The following is a 25,102-nucleotide window of genomic DNA, read 5'->3' as shown; positions in this document are numbered from 1 at the left end:
GTTTTTATTATAATACCTACAAGTTTCTTTACATTTATACTCGTGAATGAGCAACGTCCCATAGGTGTTTTCGATTCCGGAGTAGGCGGTTCGTCGATCTGGCAGGAAATTCATGCCTTACTTCCTTACGAACACACAATCTATCTCGCAGATAGCAAAAATGCACCCTACGGCAACAAATCCAAAGAAGAGATCACCCGGCTCAGCATAAAAAACACCGAGGTTTTGCTGGAAATGGGCGCCAAGATCATAGTAGTAGCCTGTAATACCGCAACAACCAATTCAATCTCTGAAATGAGGGAGCGCTTTAAAGTCCCTATCATCGGGATTGAACCTGCCATTAAACCCGCTGCATTAAACACCAGCACTAAGAGTATCGGAATTCTGGCAACTAAAGGAACTTTAACCAGTGATCTGTTTCACAAAACGGCAACCGAGTTTACCCAAGATATAAACGTAGTAGAAATCGTAGGTGAAGGCCTAGTACCCCTTATAGAAGCCGGGACTCTGGACAGCCCTAAAATGATAAAACTGCTTCAAAAATACCTTACGCCCATGGTGAAGGCAAAAGTAGATTACCTTGTATTGGGCTGTAGTCACTATCCTTACCTCATTCCACAGATCAGGAACTTGATTCCAAATGATATCGTGATCATCGATTCGGGAATGGCAGTAGCACGACAAACGAAAAGTATACTGGAACGACTTCAGTTGCTTCGGACGGATGTTTCAAAACCAACCTTGAAATTTTATACGAATTCGGAGGTTAAGACCCTTAAATTCCTGCTCAAGGATTTTTCTGAAGAAATCTCGGTAGAGAAGAAAGACTTTTAACTAAAATACGCCAGCAGTTCCTTTTTCCGCGACGGACTCACCATAATTTGCTTTCCGCTGGAAAGGACCACGCTTCCACCCTTACCTTTTTTGTATTCCTTAATGGCGTTTACGTTTACGAGATATGATTTATGAACTCGTGCAAAGCCACTCTCGGCAAGAGATTGTTCGAAATACTTTAATGTCTTGCTCACCAACTTTTTCCCTTCCTTTAAATAGATCTGAGTGTAATTATCATCTGCTTGACAATACAGAATATTCTCGATCTCAAGAACCTCAAAACCGTTTTGAAGCGGAATGGTGATCTTCCCGGTGACCTGAGCGTTCTTAGGCTGCAATATAGTATTTTGAAGACTGTTTTCCTTTTCCTTGATCTCAGTTACATAATCCACGGCTTCTATTAATTTGTCGATAGAAATAGGCTTCAGTAAATAATAGGAAGCATGCGCATTTAAGGCATCAATTGCATAGTGATTATACGCGGTTACAAATACGGTTTCGAATTGACGGTCACCCACCGTGTCGAGCAGATCGAATGCATTTCCGTAGGGCATTTCCACATCGAGAAACACAATATCCAGATCGTTATTCCGAATTAACACCAATGCCTCCTCCACATTGGCTGCTTCGCCTTTTACCAAAACGGAAGGACAGTATTTACCGAGATAACTCTTCAGAATTTCTCTACTGGTTTCTTCATCTTCTACTATGATTGCTCGTAATTCCATTAGTCTTTCTTTAAAATAAGTTCCACCAGGGTCCCTTCTTCATTTTCAAATATATTGGTCACAGTCACATCTACCTTGTCCTTATACATCTCATTCAAAATAGCAATTCGCTTTTCGATGTTACCCATTCCTTTTGAGTTTTGTTTCTTCTGGTGATCGGTCTTTAACTCCTTAGACTTTTTTCTGCCTATACCGTCATCACTGATCCTTATTTTTACGGTTTCTGAATTTATTTGCTGAAACTGAATAGTCAAATTGCCTTTTTCTTCTTTGTATCTAAGTCCGTGCCACACCGCATTCTCCACATACGGCTGAAGCAGCATGGGTGGGATCACAAATTCGTTTACGGCTATGTTGGGATCTACATCAATGGTATAATCAAATTTATCCTTAAACCTGAAATGCTCCAGTTTTACATACAGCTGCAATAGCTCGATCTCCTTTTCCAACGAAATAAAATCCTCTTCGCTGTTTTCCAGTACGGCACGCATTAACTGAGAAAAATCACTCAGGTATTTGTTCGCTGTGCGTTCATCGTTGGAAGCAATAAAACTGTTTACCGAATTGAGCGCATTAAATATAAAATGTGGGTTCATTTGCGTTCGCAACGACTTTAAAGCAAGCAGGTTGTTGGCGTATTTTTGCTGACGCACATTTTTATACTGAATATAGGCCGTAAACAATAATAATAGCGCAATAAGGATCAAAGACCCAATGATCCACTTTTGGATCCTGTTGTTCTTCTCAACCAGTTCCTGATTTTCAAAAGCTAGTTTATATCTGCTTTCGTTTAGTTCACGTTCGCTTTCCAGATTGGTAATTCTATTTTGCTTTAATGCGATGTCCTTACTAAACCTGGCGGCCTGTGAGATTTCCTGTTCTTTTTTAATATAAAGTTCGTCCACAACTTCCACATAGCGCTCGTAGCTTTCGGCTGCTTTATCAAAATCCCCGATGTCCCTGTAAACTTCAGACAATTTTCTGGTCGCATCTTTCTCCACTACCAGATCCTCATTCTTACTTGCCTCTCTAATGCTTTTTTCCAAGAAAGGGATAGCTTCCGTAAACTTTTGTTGGGCTACATAAGCATTTGCAATTTTATAATTTTGACGCTGTGGTGTCAACGGACTGCTGTTTTCAACCACGCCACTGGTTCCAAAATCATCCAGCGATTGTATCTCATTTAGTGTTTCATTTCTAAGCTGGATCTCTTTATCAAAATCTTGATTCTGATTATAAAAATCCGCTACCTTATCTTTTTCCTCAACGGCTCTTTTCTTATTTTCCTTTTGCGCAAGGTTCAATGAATTATCGAAATACTCTTCAGCTCGAACCACCGAACCGCTTTCTGCGTACACACTGCCCATTTTCGAATTAAGATCTGTGATCTTGGGAGTGATCCTGTGTTTTTCGGCAAGATTGAGGGCCTTCTGGTAATTTGAAACACTTTCATTCAAGTTATTTATCGCTTTGTAACTATCACCTAAGCCTTCATAGACTTCCACTTTTTGATACTCGGTGAGGTTCTCCGCCAAAAGATTCTTGTACAGAGTTATTCCTTCTTGGTAGTTATTATTTCTTCGGAAGGCCGAAGCAAGCTTGATACGAGCACTAATGGTGATCTTGTTAGAAATACTTCGCTTGTAATTTGAAATGGCCAGATCGTCCTGTCCCCAAAATGAATTTATATCTCCGAGAGTCTCAAACGCGATACTGTTTTGGGTTGGGCTGGCTGTTTTACCGGGAACCGATTCCAGTGCCCGGGTAATATATTCGATACTCCTTTTAGCATCTTTTTTTAAATAGAATCGCGAAGAATCTATGTAGGTTTTAAAAAGGTCGGAAGACTTATTCTTATTAGCGCTAAGTGTTTCAACCGATTCTTCTTCGGTATTGTTCTTTACCCGAACTGTAACAAATTGTTGATCTTTAATTTTGTAATAAACTGTTTCGAAGTCGTCACTCTTGATGATGAGCTCATCACCTATCTCAGCTTCAATTCTAAACTGTCCGTCGGCATTGGTTGTAGCATAATCTCCTCCTAAAATTTCAATATTAACACGATTTATTGGGCTGTTGCTTTCTGCTTCAACCACCTTTCCTTTTAGTATAAAACTATTAGGTGATGTACGTCTTGTTTGACCGGATACAAAGGAACTACCCAGCAATACGACTATTAAGATTGATATAGAAAAGAGGTGCTTCATAATTATTTAAAGTAAACATACGCACTTTACCCCACTTAATGAAATAGCCTTCCTCAACTATTAAGCCATTTTTACCGGATTAAATGTACTTCCCTAACCAAAAACATCCTTTTCCTCATTCACTCGCGCTGTTAACTCATCCCGTGTTTTTTAACCAGAAATATGAACATAAGTTTACCCGACGATTAAAGTGACAGAAACGACAATTGTAGATGGTTTAACCACTTATGTCTAATCTGATAACAGCAATACTTATTTCGTCTACTGATTCAATGAATGACTAAACACAAGATCAATAAATCATGAAAATTATCAAGAAAACACTATTAGGGCTTACCATGATCACAGCCTTCGCATGTAAAGCAGAAGGATCAAACGAATCGGCTAAAAATAATTTAGCAGATACTGCCCCCATAACCAAAGGGCACTACATAAAAGTAGCATTGCTGTTGGATACCAGCAATAGTATGGACGGTCTTATTGATCAGGCCAAAGCACAACTTTGGGAGATCGTAAATGAACTTTCGTATGCAAGATGCAGGAATGAGCGCCCCAAACTAGAGATCGCCTTATATGAGTACGGAAACGATGGTCTTAGCGATCGCGACGGTTTTATTAGACAGATCCTATCGTTTACTTCCGATCTCGATGAAGTCTCAAAGGAATTATTTTCACTCACCACCAATGGCGGATCCGAATATTGTGGGACAGTAATCATGTCTTCCATCAAGCAGCTAGATTGGGGAAATGATGCCGATGACCTAAAAATGATCTTTATTGCGGGTAATGAACCGTTTACTCAAGGAAAGATCAACTACAGGGATGCAGCTCTTGAAGCAAAAGAAAAAGACATCGTAGTAAACACGATTTTCTGTGGTGATTTTAATCATGGCGTTTCGTCAAAATGGCAAGAAGGCGCAAATCTTACTTATGGTGACTATATTGCGATTAATCACAATCAACAAACCATACATATTGCATCGCCCTATGACGATCTAATTCTACAACTCAACATTCGCCTTAACAGCACCTATGTTCCTTATGGTCGTAGTGGAAGAAACAAATTAGCGAATCAGGAAACCCAGGACATGAATGCAAAAGGCTATGGAACTGCAAATGCAGTGAGTAGAACGGTTACCAAAAGTTCACATATGTATGATAACAGTACCTGGGATCTGGTGGATGCTGAAAAAAAGGCCGGCTTTAGTTATGAGGAATTGAAGAAGGAGGAACTTCCTGAAAATCTAAAAGGAAAGTCAACCGCAGAGATCAAAAAATACGTAGCACAACAGCGGAAAGAGCGTGATGAAATTCAAGTTGAGATTGCAAGACTAAATGAAAAAAGACGACAGTATCTGGTTAAGAATAAACCCAAATCTGAAAATGGTTTGGAGAGCGCCATGATCAATGCTTTAAAAAAACAGGCAGAAAAAAAGAAGTATACCTGGCAGTAAAAAAAAGCCCCTAAACAGGGGCTTTTTTTATTAGTTGATCGCGGGACAATTACAATCGTAAGGTTCCGGTCTGCTTCCAAGAAAATCGTATCCAAGAGTGATTTGGTGAAAACCACCGCTTTGAAATCTTACATTTCCTGCCTGGTATGAATAGGTATAAGCGAACATGAATTGCTTATAATTAATTCCAACCACAGGAGTAACGTATTGTAGTTTTTGTGTTTTAATTTCCTGACCATTCAAAAATTCGGCACCGTCTAAGCTTCTTCTATAAGATAAAGCTCCCCATAACTGACCGAAATCCATTTCGCGGTATGCTTTAAAATTTATATCCACAGACTGTTCGCCTGTTCGTTCCTTCCACTGAAATAGCAGAGAAGGCTCATAAGTCCATGTAGACCCATACTTTCCAATTGCATACGCTGCCGAAAACAGATATTGTCTTTGGTTATTAGGCTCAAATTTTTCTGAAAAAAGACTTCTATTCTGAAAGATGATATTCTTTACCGTGAAATGCCCTGAAAAGTTTAGAAAGTTATATGATAATCCGGCATCTACATTAAAGTAAGATGAACTCTGAATAATTCCGGCAATAATCGGGTCGAAGTCATTCGGATCGAATTGTGTTTCGTCAAGCTTAGATTGAATAAGTCCGGCACTCAATCCAAATGACAACTGATTTAGATCGGCCTCGCTTCTTGAAAACATAATATGGTGCGCATAGGTTAAATATCCTCCGGTTTGAGAATGATATCCGTTACGGTCGCTAAATACTATGGCTCCAACTCCAGATTGTTCTCCTAAACGAGCATTAAAACTAAGTGTTTGAAGATTAGGGGCTTCCTCCTGATCGAACCATTGTTGCCTGGCTGTTAAGCGAATCTGATTATGTGTCGCCGCTCCTGCCATTGATGGGTGAAGTAAATAAAGGTTATCTGATAAATAATCGGAATATATTGGTATACCGTCCTGTGAAAATGCAAATGGTGTTACTAACAACAGTAGTATAAAGTAGGTTTTTCTAAGCTTCATATTTTTTTTATTCTATCGTTTTAGGGTAAAATGACCTCTGAACTCTTTGGTGGTGTCGTCTTCTTTGTATTCCACCAGGAACCAGTAATCACTCGACGGTAATGGATTCCCGTTATAGGTACCATCCCAGCCCTCGCCAAGGGGACTGATCTGCTTTAACAATTTTCCAAACCTGTCAAATATATAAATTTTTGCCGTAGGGTCACTATCGGCAATACCAATGATGTTCCACGTATCGTGATAGCCATCCTGATTGGGTGTGACAAACCTTGGATAATCAACGATCCCAACTTCAACGGTTACACTACCACACCCATTGGCATCCTTGATGGTCACCAGATGTGTCCCCGGTAATACCCCATCAAAGACATTCTCCACCTGAAAGACACCATCATCCAATTGATACACCCATTCACCCAAGCCTTGGGTCACATTCACCGTGATGGTATGACTCGATGAAAATGCCTCAGAGACCAATACCTCATATTCCAAAGGAGGCGAAGAAAGCACCACCGTGGTAACACCCTCTGTACTACATCCACTATCCAACTCGGTCACTATCACACTATAGGTACCCCCTTCTAGGGCCGTGATAAACGGATCACTCTGACCCAAGATGATCTCACCGTTGAAATACCACTCAAAACTGTAGAGCGAAGCATCAAGTCCCGTATCGATCACAGGAGGTGACAAAGCACCCTCTTCCTCTGGAATAGGATTCCCATTGGCATCCACACACAAACGATAACTCTCCTCCAGGGTAAGCTCGGGAAGCTGCTCCACCTTTAAGATCACCTGAGTGATCTCAAAACACTCCGTATCACTATTGTCAACACGGGCATAGATCACCTGGGGATTGATAACATTCACATAGGTGCCAGCCAAAGGATCTGTGGCCGTCTGAGCATTGGAGAGACTCTCATAGAAACTAAGCAAGTACACCGAAGGATCCTGACCCGCCAGGATCTCATCGATAAGCGCCTGAGATTCCACAGTGCTGCCATCTAAGGTAAACTCCCCGATGCCATCGTTATCTCCCAGATTATCACATATCTCATACGGTGCAGCAGGAGTATTGGCAACAGCACCCTCACGCTCCTCTATGTCAAAACTCTGGGTAGCAACATAACAACCCGTCTGACTGTTTAAGATCCCAACATAGATCGTCTGTGGATTCGTACTATTGGGATAGGCCGTAGTATTTTGTATCGGATTGAGCATCCCCTGGGCCTCAACCTGACTCTCATAGAAACTAACCACAAAAACTGAAGGATCCTGACCCCCTAAGATCTCAGGGATCTTACTGCTTAGATCAAACAAGGCCATACCATTGGAAGGAACCTCACAAATGATATAATCACTTATAACAACACTCGCATCAGGAAGCGGATTTACAATAAGCTCCAAGGTAACGATCTCAAAACAAGCCTCAGGGATCGTATTGTTGGTCACACGAATGTAGATCGTCTGTGGATTGCTTAAATTGCTGTACAGGGTAGGATCAACAATAGCATTGACCCCCGCAAAGGCATCATCATAACTCTCATGATAACTAACATCCCAGGTCTCACCATCTAAGATCTGTGCCTCAACAACCGTTAGATCGAACACCTCTACCCCATCACCCGGGTCATTCACATCACAAAGCGATAAGGCATCGGGAGCCTCGGGGTCCGGATTGGCACTCACGCGAAGCGTTAAGGTCGTAGTGGTATTGACACATCCCGTATTACCATCACTCACACGAACATACAAGGTCTGTGGATTGGTCAAATTCGTATAGGCCGTATCGGGATCGATAACATTCTCATCATTCTGAGCATCGGCCAACGTCTCATAGTATCGCACCCCAACACCCAAAGCACCACCGGTGATCTCATCGTTCTTTACCGTAAGATCAAATACCGAAATACCATCCCAGGGCTCACCAACATCATCACAAACACTCAAAGGCGTAGGCTGAGTCACCGCAGGACCCGAAGGGGTCTGCAACTCAAACTGACCGATCTTAAAACATCCCGAGGAATTATCCTCTAAACGAACATAGATCGTCTGTGGATTGCTCAAATTCGTATAGGACTGGGGACTGCCTATAAAGGGAGTACCCGCCTGAGCAGCTGCCAAACTCTCATGGTAGGTAAGACTATACAGGGAGGGATCCTGAGTGCCGTAAATATCTGCCGCACGCTGGGTGAGATCAAAAACCTCACTGCCATTGCCATCCACATCACAGAGGATAAGCGGATCCAAATTCAACGGAACAACAGGGGTAGGCAACACAATAAGATCCAACTCAACAACCCTAAAACAGCCCGTATTGTTGGGAGGGGGATTAGACACACCATACTCCGCACGCGCATACACCGTCTGCATACCTGCAACTATATTCTGATACGGACTACTCAAAGGAAAAATACCCAAATTCGCATCCGAAAGTGTCTCATGATAACTTAAAATAACACCCGGCTCACCCGCAATGATCTCAGCATCCTTACTCGTGAGATCGAACATCGCAAATCCATCATTGTTCACATCACAAACCTCCAAAGGAGTCGGCGTGACAGGAGAAGGCAAAGGATTCACAACCAGATCCAGAGTAAAGCCCTGACTCACCACACAACCCGTACCCCCACCAACAGCACGTATATAGATCGTCTGAGGCTGAGGAACCGTATTCACATAAGGACTATTGAGCGCATTAATACCCGCATCGGCATCCCCTTGCGTCTCATGATAGGTGATAACAATGGTAGGATCACCACCGGTGATCTCAAAGGTCTTACTCTCTAAATTAAAGGCCTCCATCTCATCCCCGGGATTGTTAACATCACAAAGCTCCAAAGGCGTAGGAGCAACAAGGGAAGGAGGTAAATTCACAATAAGTTCCACCGTCGTGAGACCCTGGCACCCATTAGCAATATCCTCAACAACAATATGAATCGTCTGAGGATTACTTATATTGGGATAGGCCGTGGTATTGACTATGGCAATGGTAAGGGCAGGATCCTCATAATAACTAATGGTATAATTGGCAGGATCCAAAGAACCTAACACCTCTGGCTCCACCTGAGTGAGATCGAAGATCTCAACACCATCTCCATCGTCATCACACAGCACCAAAGCAGCAGGATCATTGATCAAAGGACTGTCCTGTACGATCAAAAGCAAGGTCGTAGTACTGTAACAACCCGTAGCCAGATCCAGCAAACGAACATAAAGCGTCTGAGTAAAAGGATCCACGTTCGTATACGGACTACTTAAGGCATTGACCCCATTTTGTGCATCGGCCAACGTCTCATGATAACTCACCACCAAATTCCCCGATGGGTTCCCGTTGACAACATCCTCATCGGCATCCGTTAAGGTAAACTCACCAAAACCATCATTGTCATCATCACAATAGGTCAAAGGATCGGGCTCAAAGATCTCAGGAGCCATCAAAACGATCAACTCCATCTCAAAGGTCCCATAACAACCCGTCATATTATCCTCAACACGTACCCATATAAACTCACCACCAGCACTGGTATAAGGAATACCCAAAGGATTACTATCCCCCTGAGCATCACCCAAAGTAGGATGATAACTAACACTCAAATTCAAATTACCACCCACTATGGTAGCATTCTGACTGTTGAGATCAAAATCCTCTAAACCATCACCATCATTATCACACTGCTCAAACTCATCCACTTCAACAAACATCGGAATATCACCCAAAATCAACCCAAAACTACCCACAGTAACACAGCCCGCACTATTCTCAGCACGTACCCAGATAAGTTCACCACCACTTACATAATTGGTCGGATTCGCAATAGCATTAGTACCACCCAAAGCATCAGCCTGCGAGGTGTGATAGGTCAAAGTAACATTAACCAATATGTTCAAGATCTCTGAATCCTTACTCGTGAGATCAAAAACCTCAAATCCATCCTGATCATTGTCGCATATAAAATAATCACTAATGGGATCAGTAATCGAGGGAGCATCGTCGACTTGAACGTTTAATGGTACTATATCATAACAACCAAAAGACATTTCCTGCAAACGAGCATAAATAGTTTGAAAGCCCATCACCGTATTAGTCCAGGCAGTAGGGGTTGGAATAGGATCCAATCCTAACTGAGCATTATTAAGCGTTGTATAGTATTCTACAAATGTGTTAGGTTCCCCATTCATAATTTCGGCGTCCTTCACTGTAAGGTCAAACTCTGCAAAACCATCGTTGGGAGCTTCATCACATATAATAAGATCTGTTGGGACAGCCGCAGTAGGCTGAGGAGCAAACTCAACGATAATTTCGTCGGTTGCTGTACATCCTCCATTTATGGCAGCTTCAATTTGATAGGTCCCGGATTGTGTTACTACGATTGAATTGTTAGTGGCTCCGGGAATAGGATCGAATACCATAGTAACCGTATTGTAGATATACCACTGATACGTTGTCGATCCTGTTGGATCCGGTTCGACCGCAATTTCAATTTCCTCGCCTTCACAAGGCGCATTTCCGGCTGCGATGGTGAGGTCGGGAGGAAGACTTACTCCAATATTAAAACTCCCGGCTCTGAAGAATACTGCCGAATCAAAAGCGGTATCACCTCTGTCGGCAATCACCATCTTTAGTTCATAAGTTTCACCCGGAGTCAACATAGCCTGCGCCGTCAACGATTCGGTATAACCATCGAACTCTATTTCATTTAAATTGTTTGCACCACTATTACTAACGTATAGATTAGGGAAAAAGTTAGTACCGGGTATTTCAGTTCCACAGGTAAACGTATCGGAGTGTATAGAGAGTGTACTTACAGGTACTCCGGCAGATCCCGGGACAGCAGCGATATTTGTTCCTCCAAAGGGTGTTCCAGAATCGTTCGGTATTCCTGGGCCTCTAAGAAGAAAAGCAAAGCCATCTCTAAATGATGCCGAACATTCCCATTGGTTTTCATATTCTTCCGAACCAAATATAAAATCGAAGCTAATATTACTTATTACCGGAACAAAAGTAAACTGAAAAATAGTAGCATTATTTGTGGGTTCATTATCACCACTTTGATTGTCGAGGATTATCTTAAGATCGTTGTCACCAGCCCAACCGGTTCCGGTATCGGAGACACCCCCAGAGGCATTTGGTCCTTCTGCGCTTTCGGCCCAACCAGAGGACAACACTACACCACTTTGAAAAGGAAAAGTTGTACCAGAGGCATCAAAATATCCCCAGCTTTTAACGGCAGGGTTAGCAACACCATCCGGGTTTTCTTGTAATAAAATAAACTCAACATCTCCACAATCGCTTCCGCCCATAAGGACTTCTGTTATCATTTCTAATGGAGTATAGGCAGTTTCCGGATCGGCAGGGTTATTTACGTCTATAGACTGTGCAAATCCAACGCAAAAGAAGAGAAGTGTTAAGGGGAGTAAAAATTTCTTCATATGCAGGGTGTTAAGTCCCCAAATATATTGATTACATTGGTTTTCTTTTTATATTTTTGCAAAAAAAAGCGCCAAATGCCCGATTTTAACATACAAGTTCAACCCACTAACAACGAAAATATTGTTAAATTTATTGCCAGTTCATTTTTTACTCAGGCCAAAAGCTATGAGTTTAAGAATATTGACGAGGCAAAGCCAAGTTTGCTTGCGCAACAATTATTCTATCTGCCCTTTGTTAAAACAGTGTATATCTCTCAGAACTTCATAGCTATTGAAAAATATAATATAGTAGCATGGAGTGATGTTCAGGATGAAGTTGCCGATGCAATTTCGGAGTATATGGATTCGGGCAAACCCGTAATCACGGAAGATGAGCCTTCAAAAAAAATTCCGGTTACCGTATACGCAGAAAGCACCCCAAATCCTGCCGTGTTAAAATTCGTCGCAAACAAGCCTTTGGTGACAGGCACCTTCGAGTTTAAAAATATTGATGAAGCGATGCACGCTCCGATAGCAAGAGCCTTGTTTAACTTCCCCTTCGTAAAAGAAGTATTCATCAGTGCCAACTATATTTCGGTTATGAAATTCAATATTGCCGAATGGCAAGAGATCTCCATGGAAGTGAGAGATTTTATCCGCACATATATTGAAGACGGGAAGCCGATCTTAGATGATGAGATCCTTCACAATAAGAATGCTTCCGAAGAAAATTCTTCAGAAAGAAACAACGAAACCAAGGATTATTCAGAAATAGACAAAGAAATAATCGCAATACTTGATGAATATATAAAACCCGCAGTGGCTAGTGACGGTGGGCATATTGCCTTTGACTCTTTTGACGAAAGCACTAAAACAGTTCGTGTCATCCTTCAGGGCGCCTGCAGCGGCTGCCCATCCTCAACGATTACTCTAAAAAATGGTATCGAAACCATGTTAAACGAAATGCTTAACGGCAGAGTTACTAAAGTGGAGGCAATAAATGGTTAGGTATTAGAAATATCTCAACAGGATCTGAAAACTCCAACCATTTAACGAATCTTTCAGAAAAAATGGTCCTTTAAATCGTATCTTGGGAATTCAAACTTTTTTTTATTTAAAACCAGAATGACTATGGCCGTATTAAAAGTAATCGAAGTACTTGCAAATTCTAATATTAGCTGGGAAGATGCCACGAAAAATGCTGTTAAACAAGCGGGCAAAAGTGTAAAGAATATAAAATCTGTTTATGTTCGTGAGCAAAGTGCCATGGTAAGTGGAGATGAGGTTACCGAATTTAGAGTTAATGTAAAGATTACCTTCGAAGTTAAATAAGTTATATTGAAAAAATTCGATCCCTACGCTTTTGTACCACAAAAGCGTATTTTTGTTTCTCAAATTTCCAATATGAAACAACTTATATTCATCGCTTTAACCACCTTTCTCCTGTATTCCTGCAATAATTCAAAAAAAGATATTTTGGAAGAACACAACCATACAAATGCTCTTATTAATGAAACAAGTCCGTATTTACTACAGCATGCCCATAATCCTGTAGATTGGCGTGCGTGGAATGATGAAACACTGGAATTGGCACAGAAAGAGAATAAACTTATGATAATAAGTATTGGTTATTCGGCCTGTCATTGGTGCCATGTCATGGAAAAGGAAAGTTTTGAGGACACTACCGTGGCTGCTGTAATGAATGCCCATTTTATTAATGTAAAAGTAGATCGTGAGGAACGTCCCGATGTAGATCAAATCTATATCAATGCAGTTCAATTAATGACCGGAAGCGCCGGATGGCCTTTAAATGTAATCACTTTACCCGATGGACGGCCTGTTTGGGGCGGAACTTATTTTAAACAAAAAGACTGGATAACTGCTATTGAGCGCATTCAGGAATTGTACGAAACCGAGCCTGAAAAACTTACAGAATACGCCAACAGACTTGAAGAAGGTATAAAAAGCATGGATCTGGTTGAGTTAAATACAGCAGATGTGGACCTCACATCGTATGACACTAACAGCTTGGTCGAGACTTGGAAAGAAAGTTTTGATCATAGATTTGGCGGCTACAAGCGAGCCCCGAAATTTATGATGCCCAATAATTATGTGTATTTGCTTAGACACGCCGTACAGAATGATGATAAAGAGTTGCTGGATTATGTGAATCTCACCCTTACACAAATGGCTTATGGAGGGGTCTACGATGCCGTAGGTGGCGGATTTTCACGTTATAGTGTTGACAAAAAATGGCATGTACCTCATTTTGAAAAAATGCTTTACGACAATGCCCAAATGGTTAGTCTTTACAGCAAGGCTTACGCATTTACCCAAAAGGAGCTCTATAAAGAAATCGTTTTTGAAACACTAGAGTTTATCGCTAATGAATTAACAAATGATGAAGGAGCTTTTTATTCTTCCCTTGATGCCGACAGTGAAACCAAAACCGGCGAGCTGGAAGAAGGCACCTATTATATTTATACAAAGGAGGAGCTTCAGACTTTATTGGGTTCAGACTTCGATATCTTTAAAGAGTATTACAATGTAAACAGCTTCGGAAAATGGGAAGGAGATCATTACGTACTTATTCGAGATAAAAGTGATATGGAGATACAAAAGGAATTTTCATTTTCTTCAGCAGACCTTCAGAAGAAAAAAGCAAACTGGAAAAAGCAACTATTACAATTCAGAAATCAGCGTGCCAAGCCACGATTAGACAACAAAACACTTACCTCCTGGAACGGATTAATGATCCAAGGATATGTAGATGCATATAAAACATTTCAGAAAAAAACATACCTGGATGCCGCACTAAAGAACGCCAATTTTATAGTGGATAAGCAATTGCAAACTTCGGGCGCATTATTTCACAATTATAAGGATGGTAAGAGTTCAATTAATGGCTATTTAGAAGATTACGCTTCGGTGATTGAGGCTTTTATAAGCTTGTATGAGGTCACCATGGATGAGAAATGGCTAATCACTGCGAACAATCTCGCTGAATATACCTTTACAAAATTCTTTGATGAGCAAAATCACATGTTTTATTTTACATCAATTGACGACAGCAAATTGGTTAGTAGGAATTTTGAATACAGAGACAATGTCATCCCCGCGTCCAACTCAATAATGGCGAAGAACTTATTTAAACTTTCTCATTATTTCGACAACCCGAAATATGCCGAAACGGCTAAACAAATGTTGAAAAACGTACAACCCGAAGCAGACAAATATCCGTCGGGTTTCTCGAACTGGTTGGATCTTTTATCTAATTATCAAACCAAGTATTACGAAGTTGTTATTGTAGGTGAAAAGGCTTCGGAAAAAATTAGCGAGATAAATTCCCGGTATATCCCAAATATGCTGATCGCGGGGAGTACTTCTGAAAGTGACAGTTATTTATTGGAGGGACGCTATTCGGAAGGAAAAACATTAATTTATGTTTGTGTCAACAATACCTGCAAATTGCCAGTAACTGAAACTGAAAAAGCATTAGAATCAATAAAGATAACACGATAATTTAATGGAAAAATTTAAAGATCTGGAAATTTATGTAGAAGAATACGGTCAAAAACTGATCGATTTTATTCCTAGTATTTTAGCAGCGATCCTATTGTTGATCGGAGGATTATGGCTCATTAGGATCATAAACAGGGTTGTGAATAAATTCTTTGAGAAGAAAGACTATGACGTCACTCTTGAGCAATTTATCGCCAATTTAATTAACTGGGGACTTAAGATCGTACTTTTTGTACTGGTAATTACCCAACTCGGTGTGGAATCGGCATCGTTGGTTGCCATCATTGGTGCAGCTGGGCTTGCAATTGGCTTGGCCTTACAGGGCTCCCTGGCGAATTTTGCCGGAGGAGTTTTAATATTGCTGTTAAAGCCGTTTAAAGTAGGTGATTTTATCTCAGCACAGGGATCGGATGGAACGGTAACCGAGATCTCTATATTCAATACGCGAATGCTCACTTTTGGGAATCAGGAAGTGATCATCCCCAATGGAAAACTATCCAACGACAAAATCGTAAATTATACTTCTCAAGGCATAAGACGTGAAGCACTCTCCTTCGGAATTAGTTACGACAGTGACATAAAAACTGCAAAAGACATCCTGATGAATCTAGTAACAGAACAGGAACCAATTTTAAAGATCGAAGATAAGATGCCAATGGTTATCGTTACCGAACTCGGTGATAGTGCTGTGACCATTACCGCCCGGTACTGGACCAAACTTGAAGATTTCTGGAACGTGCGGTTTTACACTTTGGAAGAGGGTAAATCTCGACTGGAAGCTGCGGGAATCTCAATTCCCTTTCCGCAGCGAGATGTACATCTGTACAATCACAATTAATAGTTATTTAACAAAAATATATTGGTTATTTGAGTATATTCGCGCCTTTGCGACTGTTTTTCTCCTCAAAAGACATTGCAATGGTAATTTCTGGAAAGTCTTGGTTTATTAAAACGACATTCCTTTTTAAATGCCAAAACGAATTAGTTACATGGTATGGTTGTTGCCTTTATTTTTGACATTACCTGAAAGAATATTATTAATTAATTAGAACTATTGTTTAAAATGAAAAGATCTTTTTTTACCCGCTGTTTATTTATTGTAACCTTAGCAATTACATCCGCATCTGCACAAACAACAATTTCCGATCAAGAAACTGAAACATACGTCTCAGATAAATCAATTAGTACAGCAACTCTCGGAAAAGACTACACCGGGTCTCCATACGCCAATGATGAATTTCAAAATGGGACGGTTTACGGAACAAATAATGTTTTAGCGACCAATGTAGTGCTGCGTTACAATGTGCTTAGAGATGAGATAGAAATAAAATCCAACGCGAATGCTTCTAACTCTGAAGCAAGAGTTCTTGTTAAGTCTCCCGATATTTACGTGAGAATATTAAATAATATGTACGTGTACAAGACTCCTACCTCCAATAGTGACGTTTCAGGATACTTTTTGGTCATGGTGGAAGGTGAGAATAAAAGTCTTTACAAAAAGATCAAGAAGAAATATATTGAAGGAAAGAAATCTATTAATTCGGTGTCCTCAGACATTCTTCCCATGTATAAGGAAATAGATGTTATGTATCTGGTTACTGAAACCGGAGAATTTGAAGAGATCCCTAATTCCAGAAACAAACGAATTGGATTATTCGCAGATCACAAAAAAGAAGTGAAGCAATACATCAAGGAAGAAAAATTAAATGTAAGCAAGGATTACGAATTAGTAGATCTTGTAAAATATTACAATACCCTATAAGCTTATTTTATGAAGTTAAAAAATATAGTTCTAGTCGTATTAATAACAGGGACTTTGTTACCGGTTGTTGCTCAGGACGGAATTCAAAACCGAAGATTTATTAATGAAGTATATCAAATTGATGAATACATAAAGCGTTTAGATCAGGGAGTTAATTATGCAGATACCGATAGCTATACCGGTACTCCATATAATCACCCTTCCTATTTGCCGGGTAATGTTTATAAAAACAATGGATTATTAGCAACCGATGTGGCGTTACGGTACAATGCAATGGCAGATGAAATTGAAATTAAAGAGTCGTTAACCACGTCTGATGACGACGCCAAAGTGCTCACAAAATCTCCCGATATCTATGTTAAGATAAACACAGATATTTATGTATTTGTACCTTATAAAGGAGGTATTGAAGGGGGAGGTTATTTTCATGTGCTGTATGAAGGAGAGAAATACGATCTTTTTAAAAAGCCATCAAAAAAGTTTACTCCCGAGAAAAAAGCAACCACATCGATTACCCGTGATACACCGGCTAAGTTTTCCGATCGTCCGGTATACTACATCGTAACGAAGGAAGGGAAATTTTATGAGTTACCTGCTTCTAAAAGTAAAAAGCTCAAAGTTTTTGCCGAAAATAGGAATGCTGTTAAAGATTATGTTTCCTCGAATGGTTTAGACCTCAATAATGAGAACGACCTAATTAGGGTAATAAAATATTACGACGGCATTGGAAAATAATAGTTCTCAATCCTTATAAAAAAAGCGACTTTCGAGTCGCTTTTTTTAATTGGTATTTTGCAATTGTTTCAGATAATAAGAAGGGTAGATACCGTGTTTCTTATAAAAAGTCTTGGAAAAGGATTCAGCACTTTTAAAACCACTTTCATTAGCAATAGCTTTTATGGTATATTTTCGAAAGGTTGGATTGATCTTTAATTCCTGCACGGCAAATTCAATTCGAAGGTCATTAATATAGTGAGAGAAGTTTTTTCGTTTTCTGATATTAATAACTTTTGACAAATAGGTTGAATTGGTCCCAAAGGATTTGGCCATCTCATTTAGAGAAATGTCCTGAGATAAATAGTGTTTCTTTTTCTCAAAGATGGCAAGTTGCTCCAAGATTTCATTAATGATATCCGGCGCTATTCCTGTAGATTCCTCTTCGTCGACCGGGTTTTCACTTTCTTCCGCTACAGAGGGTTCACCACTGTTAACCACCATCAGGTTTTCAAACCGGCGTTTGTACACTTGTTGTCGTTTAAAGTAATAGAATAAAGCGATCAAACTAAGCCCCAAAAACCCAAACGCTATCCATATTGTTTTGGTTGATCGTGAATTTCGTTTTTCAAGATTTGAAATTAGAAGTTCCTTTTCTTCAACCAGTTTAGGGATCTCAAATTCGATCCTTGTCTTTTCCTTTATATAAATGCGCTTGTCGTCAATTAACCGAAGCGACAAAACCAACTTATACAGATAGGCCAGTTGTAAGTCGTCATTTCCTTGCGCTTTATAGTATCCTACCAGCTTATCATATACCCGGGGAAGTTCGGGAAACAACACATGTGTTTTTTCGTAAATGGAATCTATTTTCTGAAAATAGGAGACTGCCTTTTCCTTTTCGCCGAGATTGTAATAAGCACTTCCGGCATAATAGTAATAATTGGGCAAATAGCTGTTGTTAAACTCTTCACGATAAACATCTGCCTTCTCAAGACTATCCAGTGCAGCCCGGTATTCACCCTTTACATATAAGGCGGTACCCGATTGAGAAACAAAAGCCGAATAGGTGATCGTATCCTCTGCCTTTAACGATGCTTCAATCCCCTTCTTAAAATAAACCAATGCCGAATCGGGCTTGTTTAACCTTACATAACACTTTCCTATTCCCTCCAGAGATGACAGGTAATATTCTGAAAAATTAGCAATATCCTGATTCTCAAAAAGCAGGTCGTAAGTAATAAATTCGGTTTCTAAGGCATTTTCATAATCACCCCATAATTCGTTTACACCATTCATTTGATGTAAAGCTGTAAGTTGCTGTTCCAGATTATTCTTCTTCTTGGCAAATTGATAGCCCAATATTGCATTTTGAAGGCTCTTTTCATATTCATCATTATTGTAGAGGTAGAACGATTTAAACAGGTATCCTGATGCAGGAAAATTTCTGTGGGTACTGTTCATGGATAAGATAATGGTAGTATCGAGATATTTAACCGCTAAATGAGGCTTAGAGATAAAAGCCAATCGCTGGTAACCTCGTGCCATTCGTGTGCTATCCTTAATTGTTCTTGCTCTTTCAATATAAGAACGCGCGATCCTTTCGGCAAACACCGTGTCTTGCACATTCCGATCGTAAAGATCTATCAACGATTCGAAAGTTTTATTCCTGAGAGCATCATCGGTAATATTCTGGCCCGATGCGCCGTAGAACAATAAAACAAATAGAACTCGTATCGCTATTTTCATAAAAATTATCGTCGTTTCAATGTATAGATGTTAGATAAAAAAATCCTTTACCGTGTCTCAGTTAAAATTACTTCAATAATCCGTAATGAGCCCTGTGTTTTGGCACACTGCCGTCAATTAAAAATTTAATTTATTGATTTTCTGTGGTTTAATGTCATTAAAAAGGGTCTTGATTTATAAATTTCGACCGTAATTTGATAAATAACGACCAGTTACACTTGTAATTACTGTTTTCCATATTTACATTTAACATAAGAATTCCAAAATAGCATAATTGGATTCTCCTATAAAATTTATAAATATGAAAAAGAACATAGTGATCCTTACGGTAATTATAATTGGAAGTCTTAGTAGTATTACCGCTCAACATTTTGACACTCCTTATGGAACGCGTCAATTTACCAATGACCTATATCAGCTTGACGAATATATTAAGCGTCAGGATCAGGGTATAAACTACGATGATACCGATAGTTATCGTGGAACGCCATACAATACTCCCTCCTATTTACCCGGCAACGTATATAATGGCAGTGATTTACTTGCCACCAATGTGGCACTTCGGTACAACGCAATGGCCGATGAAATTGAAATAAAGGAATCGGTTACAACACCCGATGATGAAGCCAAAGTACTTACCAAGTCTCCCGATATCTTTGTAAAGATCAATAATAAGGATATCTTCGTTTTCGCACCTTATAAAGGCGGAATAGAAGGCGGTGGTTACTTCCAGATATTGCATGAAGGTGATAGGTACGATTTGTTTAAGAAACATGTCAAGGAATTTACTCCGGCAAAAACTGCTTCTACCTCAATAACACGTGACACACCGGCAAAATTCAAAGACCGCCCGGTCTATTATATTGTCACTAAAGACGGGAAATTCTATGAACTCCCCACTTCCAGAAACAAAAAATTGAAAGTGTTTGGAGAAAATCAGGATCTCGTAAAGGATTATGTTTCCCAAAACCAACTAGATCTAAATGAAGAAAACGATCTGGTACGCGTCATTAAATATTACAATACCATTGGGAAACGCTAGTGAGAAAGAAAGTCTTTTAAATAATAAGGCTCAAAATAAGCGACATCTTCCAGGTCGCTTTTTTTGTGCTTATCTTCCGCCAATGCTGCCATATTTCTTGCAGATGGTGATATTCCTTCTATAAAAACAGCATTGGGATGATTACAAATTTCTTTAAATTTTTTTACACCACTCCCAACAAAAGTTACCCTGCCCTTTTCTAAAAATGAAGCAAATGATTGAGGCGTAACGATCTCGGCTCTCGTTTCCCGAATCTGAATGTTTTTAGGAGAATACACGGCTGAATATACTTCCATTCTTCGGGCATCGAGCATTGGAATGACCAACCCTTCCGAAGACATTACACCAGCGGCAAGACTCTGTAATGTGGCAATGGACAACAGCGGGATGTCCAAAGCAAAACACATCCCTTTGGCTGCAGAGACGCCAATTCGAAGACCTGTGTATGATCCGGGACCTCTACTCACAGCTATGGCATCAATGTCTTTGTTTTTTAGTCTGCCTTCTCTAAGCACCTCCTCTATAAAAACGTGTAACTTTTCGGCATGCGAAAATCCGGGACTATCATCCTCTCGTAATGAAATAACGCTTCCGTTTACCGAAAGCGCTACACTGCAATTTGTCGTTGCTGTTTCAAGACATAAGATCGTAGCCATTATTCCTCGTCCTCTTTAATTTCTTTTTTAGGGGTCATCCCGGTAACTTCATCTCCGGTTTTTAAAAGTTTGGTCACTGTGTTATAAGGACCGGTAATCACCACATCATCTTCAGTTAACCCAGACGTTATTTCAATATTCGAATCATCCTGAATCCCGGTGGTTATTACTCTTAGTTTGGCTTTTTCACCCTCCTTAACAAAAACACACTCATACTTTTCACCCGAAGTCGAAGTGGTTTCCTGAACTCTTGTACTTGCATTCCCGGTAGTGTCTGTCTTGATCACAATAGCACTTATGGGCACGCCTATAACGTTTTCCTTCTTATTGGTAATAATATCTACTGTAGCTGTCATACCCGGCCGAAATGGGGAATAATACTCGGGCTTTCCTTCGGTTAGGTCTGCATAGGATTCTGAAAGAATTCTAACTTTTACTTTAAAATTAGTAACCTGATCTACAGAAACCGCATTTTCAGCCGAATTCGCTATTTCGGTCACAATCCCCTTAAATTCTCTTTTTAAATATGCATCCACCTCAACGATGGTAGAATCACCCAGAGATACTTTTACTATATCATTTTCGTTGACATCAACCTCAACCTCCATATTGTCTAGGTTTGCCACTCGAACGATCTCAGTTCCCGCCATTTGAGCGGTTCCTACCACTCGTTCGCCAAGCTCTACAGCGAGTCTGGAAATGGTTCCATCCATTGGAGCATAAATATTAGTTCGGGATAAATTATCCTGAGACTGTTTCACATTTGCAGCAGCACTCTGTACATTGTAATATGCAGATTGCTTACTGGCCTGAGCAGATTCGTATTCATTAATTGAACGATCCCACTCTGCTTTGGAAATTACTCCCTTTTCAAATAACGCCTTGTTTCGGTTGTAATTGAGTTCGGCATTCTTAAGATTGGCTTCGGCCTGTGACAATTGTGCTTTTACATTCTGAAGTCCGGCAATCGATTGACTCACAGCTGCCTGAATTAGATCGGGGTTTATTTTTACCAAGAGATCTCCTTTCTTCACTTGCTGTCCTTCTTTAATAGGAAGTTCTATGATCTCTCCGGATACTTCCGAAGAAAGCATTACTTCTACCTCCGGCTGAATCTTTCCCGTAGCTGCTACAGTTTCAATAATATCAATGGGTTCAATCTTAGAGAACTCCACTTCCCGAACATTTCCGTCCTTGCCAAACCAACCGGCTTTTTTGCCACCAATGAGTAAAATTAATAGCACTACAACAGAAACAATTAAAATAATAAGTGTCTTTTTCTTCATGGTTAAAACTTTAGTTCGGTTGCTGAAATTCCAAAATACAACTCCAATACTTTCAACTTAAAGATATAATCGTATTTGGCTCGATTCAATTCGATCTTTGTATTGTCATAGCGCAATTTCGACTGACTGAAATCGAAGGCATTCGTCAACCCTACATCATATCTGTCCTTGGCATATTGATACGCTAATTCCTGAGATTCCAGAGCTACAAGGGCCGCCTCATATGCTTTCAGCGAACCTTTGGCATCTACATAGGCCTGATATACGTTCGACTCCAGATCCAATTTGGTCTGCTCCAGTAAATATTCCTGTCGCCTTACATTTATCTTGCTTCGCTTTACATTGTTTCGTACCGCAAAACCATTAAAAATAGGAACATTTAACTGAACGCCATACGAAATTCCATCATTGAGATAAAGCTGCTCAAAATATGGTAACGGATCAAGTTCCTGAAGCACCGTATTTGGTCCCGTCGCCACAACCACATCTCCTGTAGACTGAACCACCCCGATCTCCTGTGTGATCGTTGGATTATTCGGGTCTATTCCAGTTGCAAATCGCGCAATATTTGATTCCCGTGTATTATAATTGAAAAACCCTCTTAAAGAAGGATAGTACTGACTTCTGGCCAGTTTAAGATCTATTTCAGCAATATCAAGATTGTTCTCGGCAATCTTTACTTCGGAACGATTCTCCTGGGCCGAAGCGATAATCTCTGATATTTGTTTGGACGAAATACCTTCGTCTATGATCTCGAAGTCTTCATCGGCAATATCGAAATTCTCGTAATCCTGAATTAACAGCAACTGCGCCAGACTTATCAAAGATATCTCCACGGCATTTTCGGCGATGGCAATTTGTTGTTTTTCCGAAGCATCTGTAGCCCGGATCTCCAAAAGATCACCTCTGGGTAATACTCCCGCATCAACCAGATCATTGGTGCGCTGTAACTGCTCCTGAGTAACTATATTCTGAGAGGTTACAACCTCAAGATTAGCTTTATTTAAAAGGATCTGAAGATATGCATTGGCAACAAATAGTGTAATGTCATCCTGCATTTTACTCAAGTTGTACTGGGCAGAAAGTTCGGTTAATTTAGCGCGCTGACTCGTTCTTAAATTCTCCAGACCTTTAAAAATATCTACCCCAACTGTTAATCCATAGGATGAATTTCGAGAGGTTTGAGTTTCCAATACCCCCGAGGTTACGTTTTGCGTTAGTCCTGTATTCCATGAGTTAGAAGCACTTCCGTTTAAAGTGGGCAGATAATTACCAACAGCATCACTCTTTGTGATTTCAGCGAGTTCTACATCCAAAGCGCTCTGCTTCACCGAAATATTATTTTCAAGCGCATGTACAACACACTCTTTCAAGGTCCATTTTTTTGTTTGTGCTTCAACAAGTGATGTTGTAAAAAGCAAAATGAGGATGATTACTAAGTTCTTCATAAAAATTGTAGTTGTTGAATTTGTCTTGAGAATGTTAAAAGTGTTACAGAATTGACCCATAAATTACTCCCTACTGAGATTTGGAGAAATCGGGCGCAGCCTTTATCTGATTCCAGACCTTGATCTTATCCCCTTCAGAAACTCCACTTTTTATTTCCACATTAATTCCGTCGCTTATTCCAAGCTCAACATCCTTTCGTTCAAATTGTTGTTCTCCCGTTTCCACTTCTACGAATGGTTTTTGTGTTTTGGGATCATATTGAATTAATGCTTCTTTCACCGACAAAACACTGTCTGCCCTTGCCAGGATAATGGAAGCATTTGCACTTAGTCCCGCTCGTATAAAGGTAGTATCCTTTTTATTAAGCGTTCCTTTTATTTCAAACTGAATAGCACCGTTCTCACTTACACCCTTGGGAGCAATATAGTCCAGTATTGCATCAAAATTCTTGTTCTCTATGGCGCCTACTGTGATCTCCAGTGGAAGCCCCTCGGCTATTTTACCCACTTCGCTTTCGTCTACTTTCCCTTCAAAGATCATCCGGTTTACATCGGCGAGGGTGGCAATAGTCGTTCCATCATTAAAATTATTAGCCTCGATCACCTGATTTCCGGTTTTTACCGGCACATCCAGCACCATTCCAGACACCGTTGCCCGTATTTCGGTGTTGGCTGAAGTTCCTAAACCACTGGTTGTACCCGTCTTAACAATATCGAAAGTTTGCTGTGCTCCTGAAAGCCCAACTTTTTCCTGATTGTAACGCTGTTGCGCCTGATTATAGCTAAGTTGCGCATTATCAAATTCATTTGCCGAGATCACACCTTTTTCAAAAAGTTCCTTTTGTCTCTCATAAATGCTTTTTTGGCTCTCCAATGCCAGTCTAGCAGTTTCAACCTGAGTACGGGCACTGTTTATGTTGTTTTTTGCACTACTTAAGGAATTAACATTGGGCACAACCTTTACTTTTGCGATTAGATCACCGCTTTGTATCACATCTCCTGCCTGCACAAAGATTTCATCGATAATACCCGAAATGTTAGGCTTTATCAACACTTCTTCCTTAGGAACAATGCTCCCTGTAGCCACTGTTTTTTTTATGATCGTATTTTTTGAAGGCGATTCGGTTGCGTAGATGACCGGATCCTCTGAATTCTTAGAATATAGCCAAAACATTGAAAGGACAAAAAATATTCCAATCCCTGCTAATACTATAATGGTTCCTGTTTTTTTCATTCTGAATTTAATTCTATTACTG

At 40.1% G+C, this 25,102-nt stretch carries 18 protein-coding genes; 9 read left to right on the top strand and 9 right to left on the bottom strand.

All coding sequences use genetic code 11. From position 1 onward, the window contains the following. The first annotated feature begins 42 nt into the window (after nt 1-42). Nucleotides 43-834, top strand: a complete 792-nt coding sequence (murI, locus tag ALE3EI_RS06495) for a glutamate racemase (protein ID WP_186992106.1) — start codon at nt 43-45, stop codon at nt 832-834. Here the strand turns inward: murI and ALE3EI_RS06490 are convergent. Both ALE3EI_RS06490 and ALE3EI_RS06485 read right to left on the bottom strand, forming a co-directional pair. Further along, entirely contained in the window at nt 831-1,562 is a 732-nt protein-coding gene (locus ALE3EI_RS06490; protein ID WP_186992104.1) for a LytR/AlgR family response regulator transcription factor, read from the bottom strand. The two genes, murI and ALE3EI_RS06490, sit on opposite strands and share 4 nt — an antisense overlap. Further along, a complete protein-coding gene (locus ALE3EI_RS06485) occupies nt 1,562-3,769 on the bottom strand; it encodes a tetratricopeptide repeat-containing sensor histidine kinase (protein ID WP_186992102.1) in 2,208 nt (735 codons plus the stop codon). The genes ALE3EI_RS06490 and ALE3EI_RS06485 overlap by 1 nt, the downstream gene beginning before the upstream one ends. Nucleotides 3,770-4,071: 302 nt before the next feature. Between ALE3EI_RS06485 and ALE3EI_RS06480 the strand changes: the two genes are divergently transcribed. Continuing rightward, the gene (locus ALE3EI_RS06480) at nt 4,072-5,223 is read left to right on the top strand and encodes a vWA domain-containing protein (protein ID WP_186992101.1); all 1,152 of its coding nucleotides are present in this window, start codon (nt 4,072-4,074) and stop codon (nt 5,221-5,223) included. A gap of 30 nt (nt 5,224-5,253) precedes the next feature. On the opposite strand, the gene ALE3EI_RS06475 is transcribed toward ALE3EI_RS06480, so the two are convergent. After that, a complete protein-coding gene (locus tag ALE3EI_RS06475; protein ID WP_186992100.1) occupies nt 5,254-6,255 on the bottom strand; it encodes a PorP/SprF family type IX secretion system membrane protein in 1,002 nt (333 codons plus the stop codon). A 12-nt stretch (nt 6,256-6,267) separates the two neighbouring features. Continuing rightward, nucleotides 6,268-11,688, bottom strand: coding sequence for a T9SS type B sorting domain-containing protein (locus ALE3EI_RS06470; protein ID WP_186992099.1), 5,421 nt, complete (start codon nt 11,686-11,688; stop codon nt 6,268-6,270). 75 nt (nt 11,689-11,763) lie between these two features. On the opposite strand from ALE3EI_RS06470, the gene ALE3EI_RS06465 reads away from it, so the two are divergent. The 6 genes from ALE3EI_RS06465 to ALE3EI_RS06440 all read left to right on the top strand — a co-directional run bounded on the left by ALE3EI_RS06465 (nt 11,764) and on the right by ALE3EI_RS06440 (nt 17,686). Then, a complete protein-coding gene (locus ALE3EI_RS06465; RefSeq protein WP_186992098.1) occupies nt 11,764-12,675 on the top strand; it encodes a NifU family protein in 912 nt (303 codons plus the stop codon). Nucleotides 12,676-12,798: 123 nt separating this feature from the next. After that, entirely contained in the window at nt 12,799-12,999 is a 201-nt protein-coding gene (locus tag ALE3EI_RS06460; protein ID WP_186992097.1) for a dodecin family protein, read from the top strand. A 72-nt stretch (nt 13,000-13,071) separates the two neighbouring features. Beyond that, entirely contained in the window at nt 13,072-15,189 is a 2,118-nt protein-coding gene (locus ALE3EI_RS06455) for a thioredoxin domain-containing protein (protein WP_186992096.1), read from the top strand. 4 nt (nt 15,190-15,193) lie between these two features. Further along, nucleotides 15,194-16,027 (top strand): mechanosensitive ion channel family protein, encoded by an 834-nt coding sequence (locus ALE3EI_RS06450; RefSeq protein ID WP_186992094.1) that lies wholly within the window; start codon nt 15,194-15,196, stop codon nt 16,025-16,027. A 225-nt stretch (nt 16,028-16,252) separates the two neighbouring features. Further along, nucleotides 16,253-16,951 carry a hypothetical protein gene (locus ALE3EI_RS06445; RefSeq protein WP_186992092.1) on the top strand — a complete coding sequence of 233 codons (699 nt, stop codon included), beginning with the start codon at nt 16,253-16,255 and terminating at the stop codon, nt 16,949-16,951. Between the two features lie 9 nt (nt 16,952-16,960). Beyond that, nucleotides 16,961-17,686 (top strand): hypothetical protein, encoded by a 726-nt coding sequence (locus ALE3EI_RS06440; protein ID WP_186992090.1) that lies wholly within the window; start codon nt 16,961-16,963, stop codon nt 17,684-17,686. A gap of 45 nt (nt 17,687-17,731) precedes the next feature. Here the strand turns inward: ALE3EI_RS06440 and ALE3EI_RS06435 are convergent, their stop codons facing one another. Further along, nucleotides 17,732-19,414: a helix-turn-helix domain-containing protein gene (locus ALE3EI_RS06435; protein WP_186992088.1), complete on the bottom strand. Its 1,683-nt coding sequence runs from the start codon at nt 19,412-19,414 to the stop codon at nt 17,732-17,734. A gap of 301 nt (nt 19,415-19,715) precedes the next feature. Between ALE3EI_RS06435 and ALE3EI_RS06430 the strand changes: the two genes are divergently transcribed. Continuing rightward, nucleotides 19,716-20,456, top strand: a complete 741-nt coding sequence (locus ALE3EI_RS06430) for a hypothetical protein (RefSeq protein WP_186992086.1) — start codon at nt 19,716-19,718, stop codon at nt 20,454-20,456. Here the strand turns inward: ALE3EI_RS06430 and tsaB are convergent. The 4 genes from tsaB to ALE3EI_RS06410 all read right to left on the bottom strand — a co-directional run bounded on the left by tsaB (nt 20,453) and on the right by ALE3EI_RS06410 (nt 25,080). Continuing rightward, nucleotides 20,453-21,112 (bottom strand): tRNA (adenosine(37)-N6)-threonylcarbamoyltransferase complex dimerization subunit type 1 TsaB, encoded by a 660-nt coding sequence (gene tsaB, locus ALE3EI_RS06425; protein ID WP_186992084.1) that lies wholly within the window; start codon nt 21,110-21,112, stop codon nt 20,453-20,455. The two genes, ALE3EI_RS06430 and tsaB, sit on opposite strands and share 4 nt — an antisense overlap. Further along, nucleotides 21,112-22,398 carry an efflux RND transporter periplasmic adaptor subunit gene (locus tag ALE3EI_RS06420; RefSeq protein ID WP_186992082.1) on the bottom strand — a complete coding sequence of 429 codons (1,287 nt, stop codon included), beginning with the start codon at nt 22,396-22,398 and terminating at the stop codon, nt 21,112-21,114. The genes tsaB and ALE3EI_RS06420 overlap by 1 nt, the downstream gene beginning before the upstream one ends. A gap of 2 nt (nt 22,399-22,400) precedes the next feature. Then, nucleotides 22,401-23,846 carry a TolC family protein gene (locus ALE3EI_RS06415; RefSeq protein WP_186992080.1) on the bottom strand — a complete coding sequence of 482 codons (1,446 nt, stop codon included), beginning with the start codon at nt 23,844-23,846 and terminating at the stop codon, nt 22,401-22,403. A gap of 70 nt (nt 23,847-23,916) precedes the next feature. Further along, complete coding sequence (locus ALE3EI_RS06410; RefSeq protein ID WP_186992078.1) at nt 23,917-25,080, bottom strand: efflux RND transporter periplasmic adaptor subunit; 1,164 nt, start codon at nt 25,078-25,080, stop codon at nt 23,917-23,919. Between the last annotated feature and the right edge of the window lie 22 nt (nt 25,081-25,102).

The sequence above is a fragment of the Constantimarinum furrinae genome (assembly GCF_014295415.1).
Classification (GTDB): domain Bacteria; phylum Bacteroidota; class Bacteroidia; order Flavobacteriales; family Flavobacteriaceae; genus Constantimarinum; species Constantimarinum furrinae.
The sequence above is the reverse complement of the archived record's forward strand: the minus strand, read 5'-3'. Positions and strand labels throughout refer to the sequence as shown.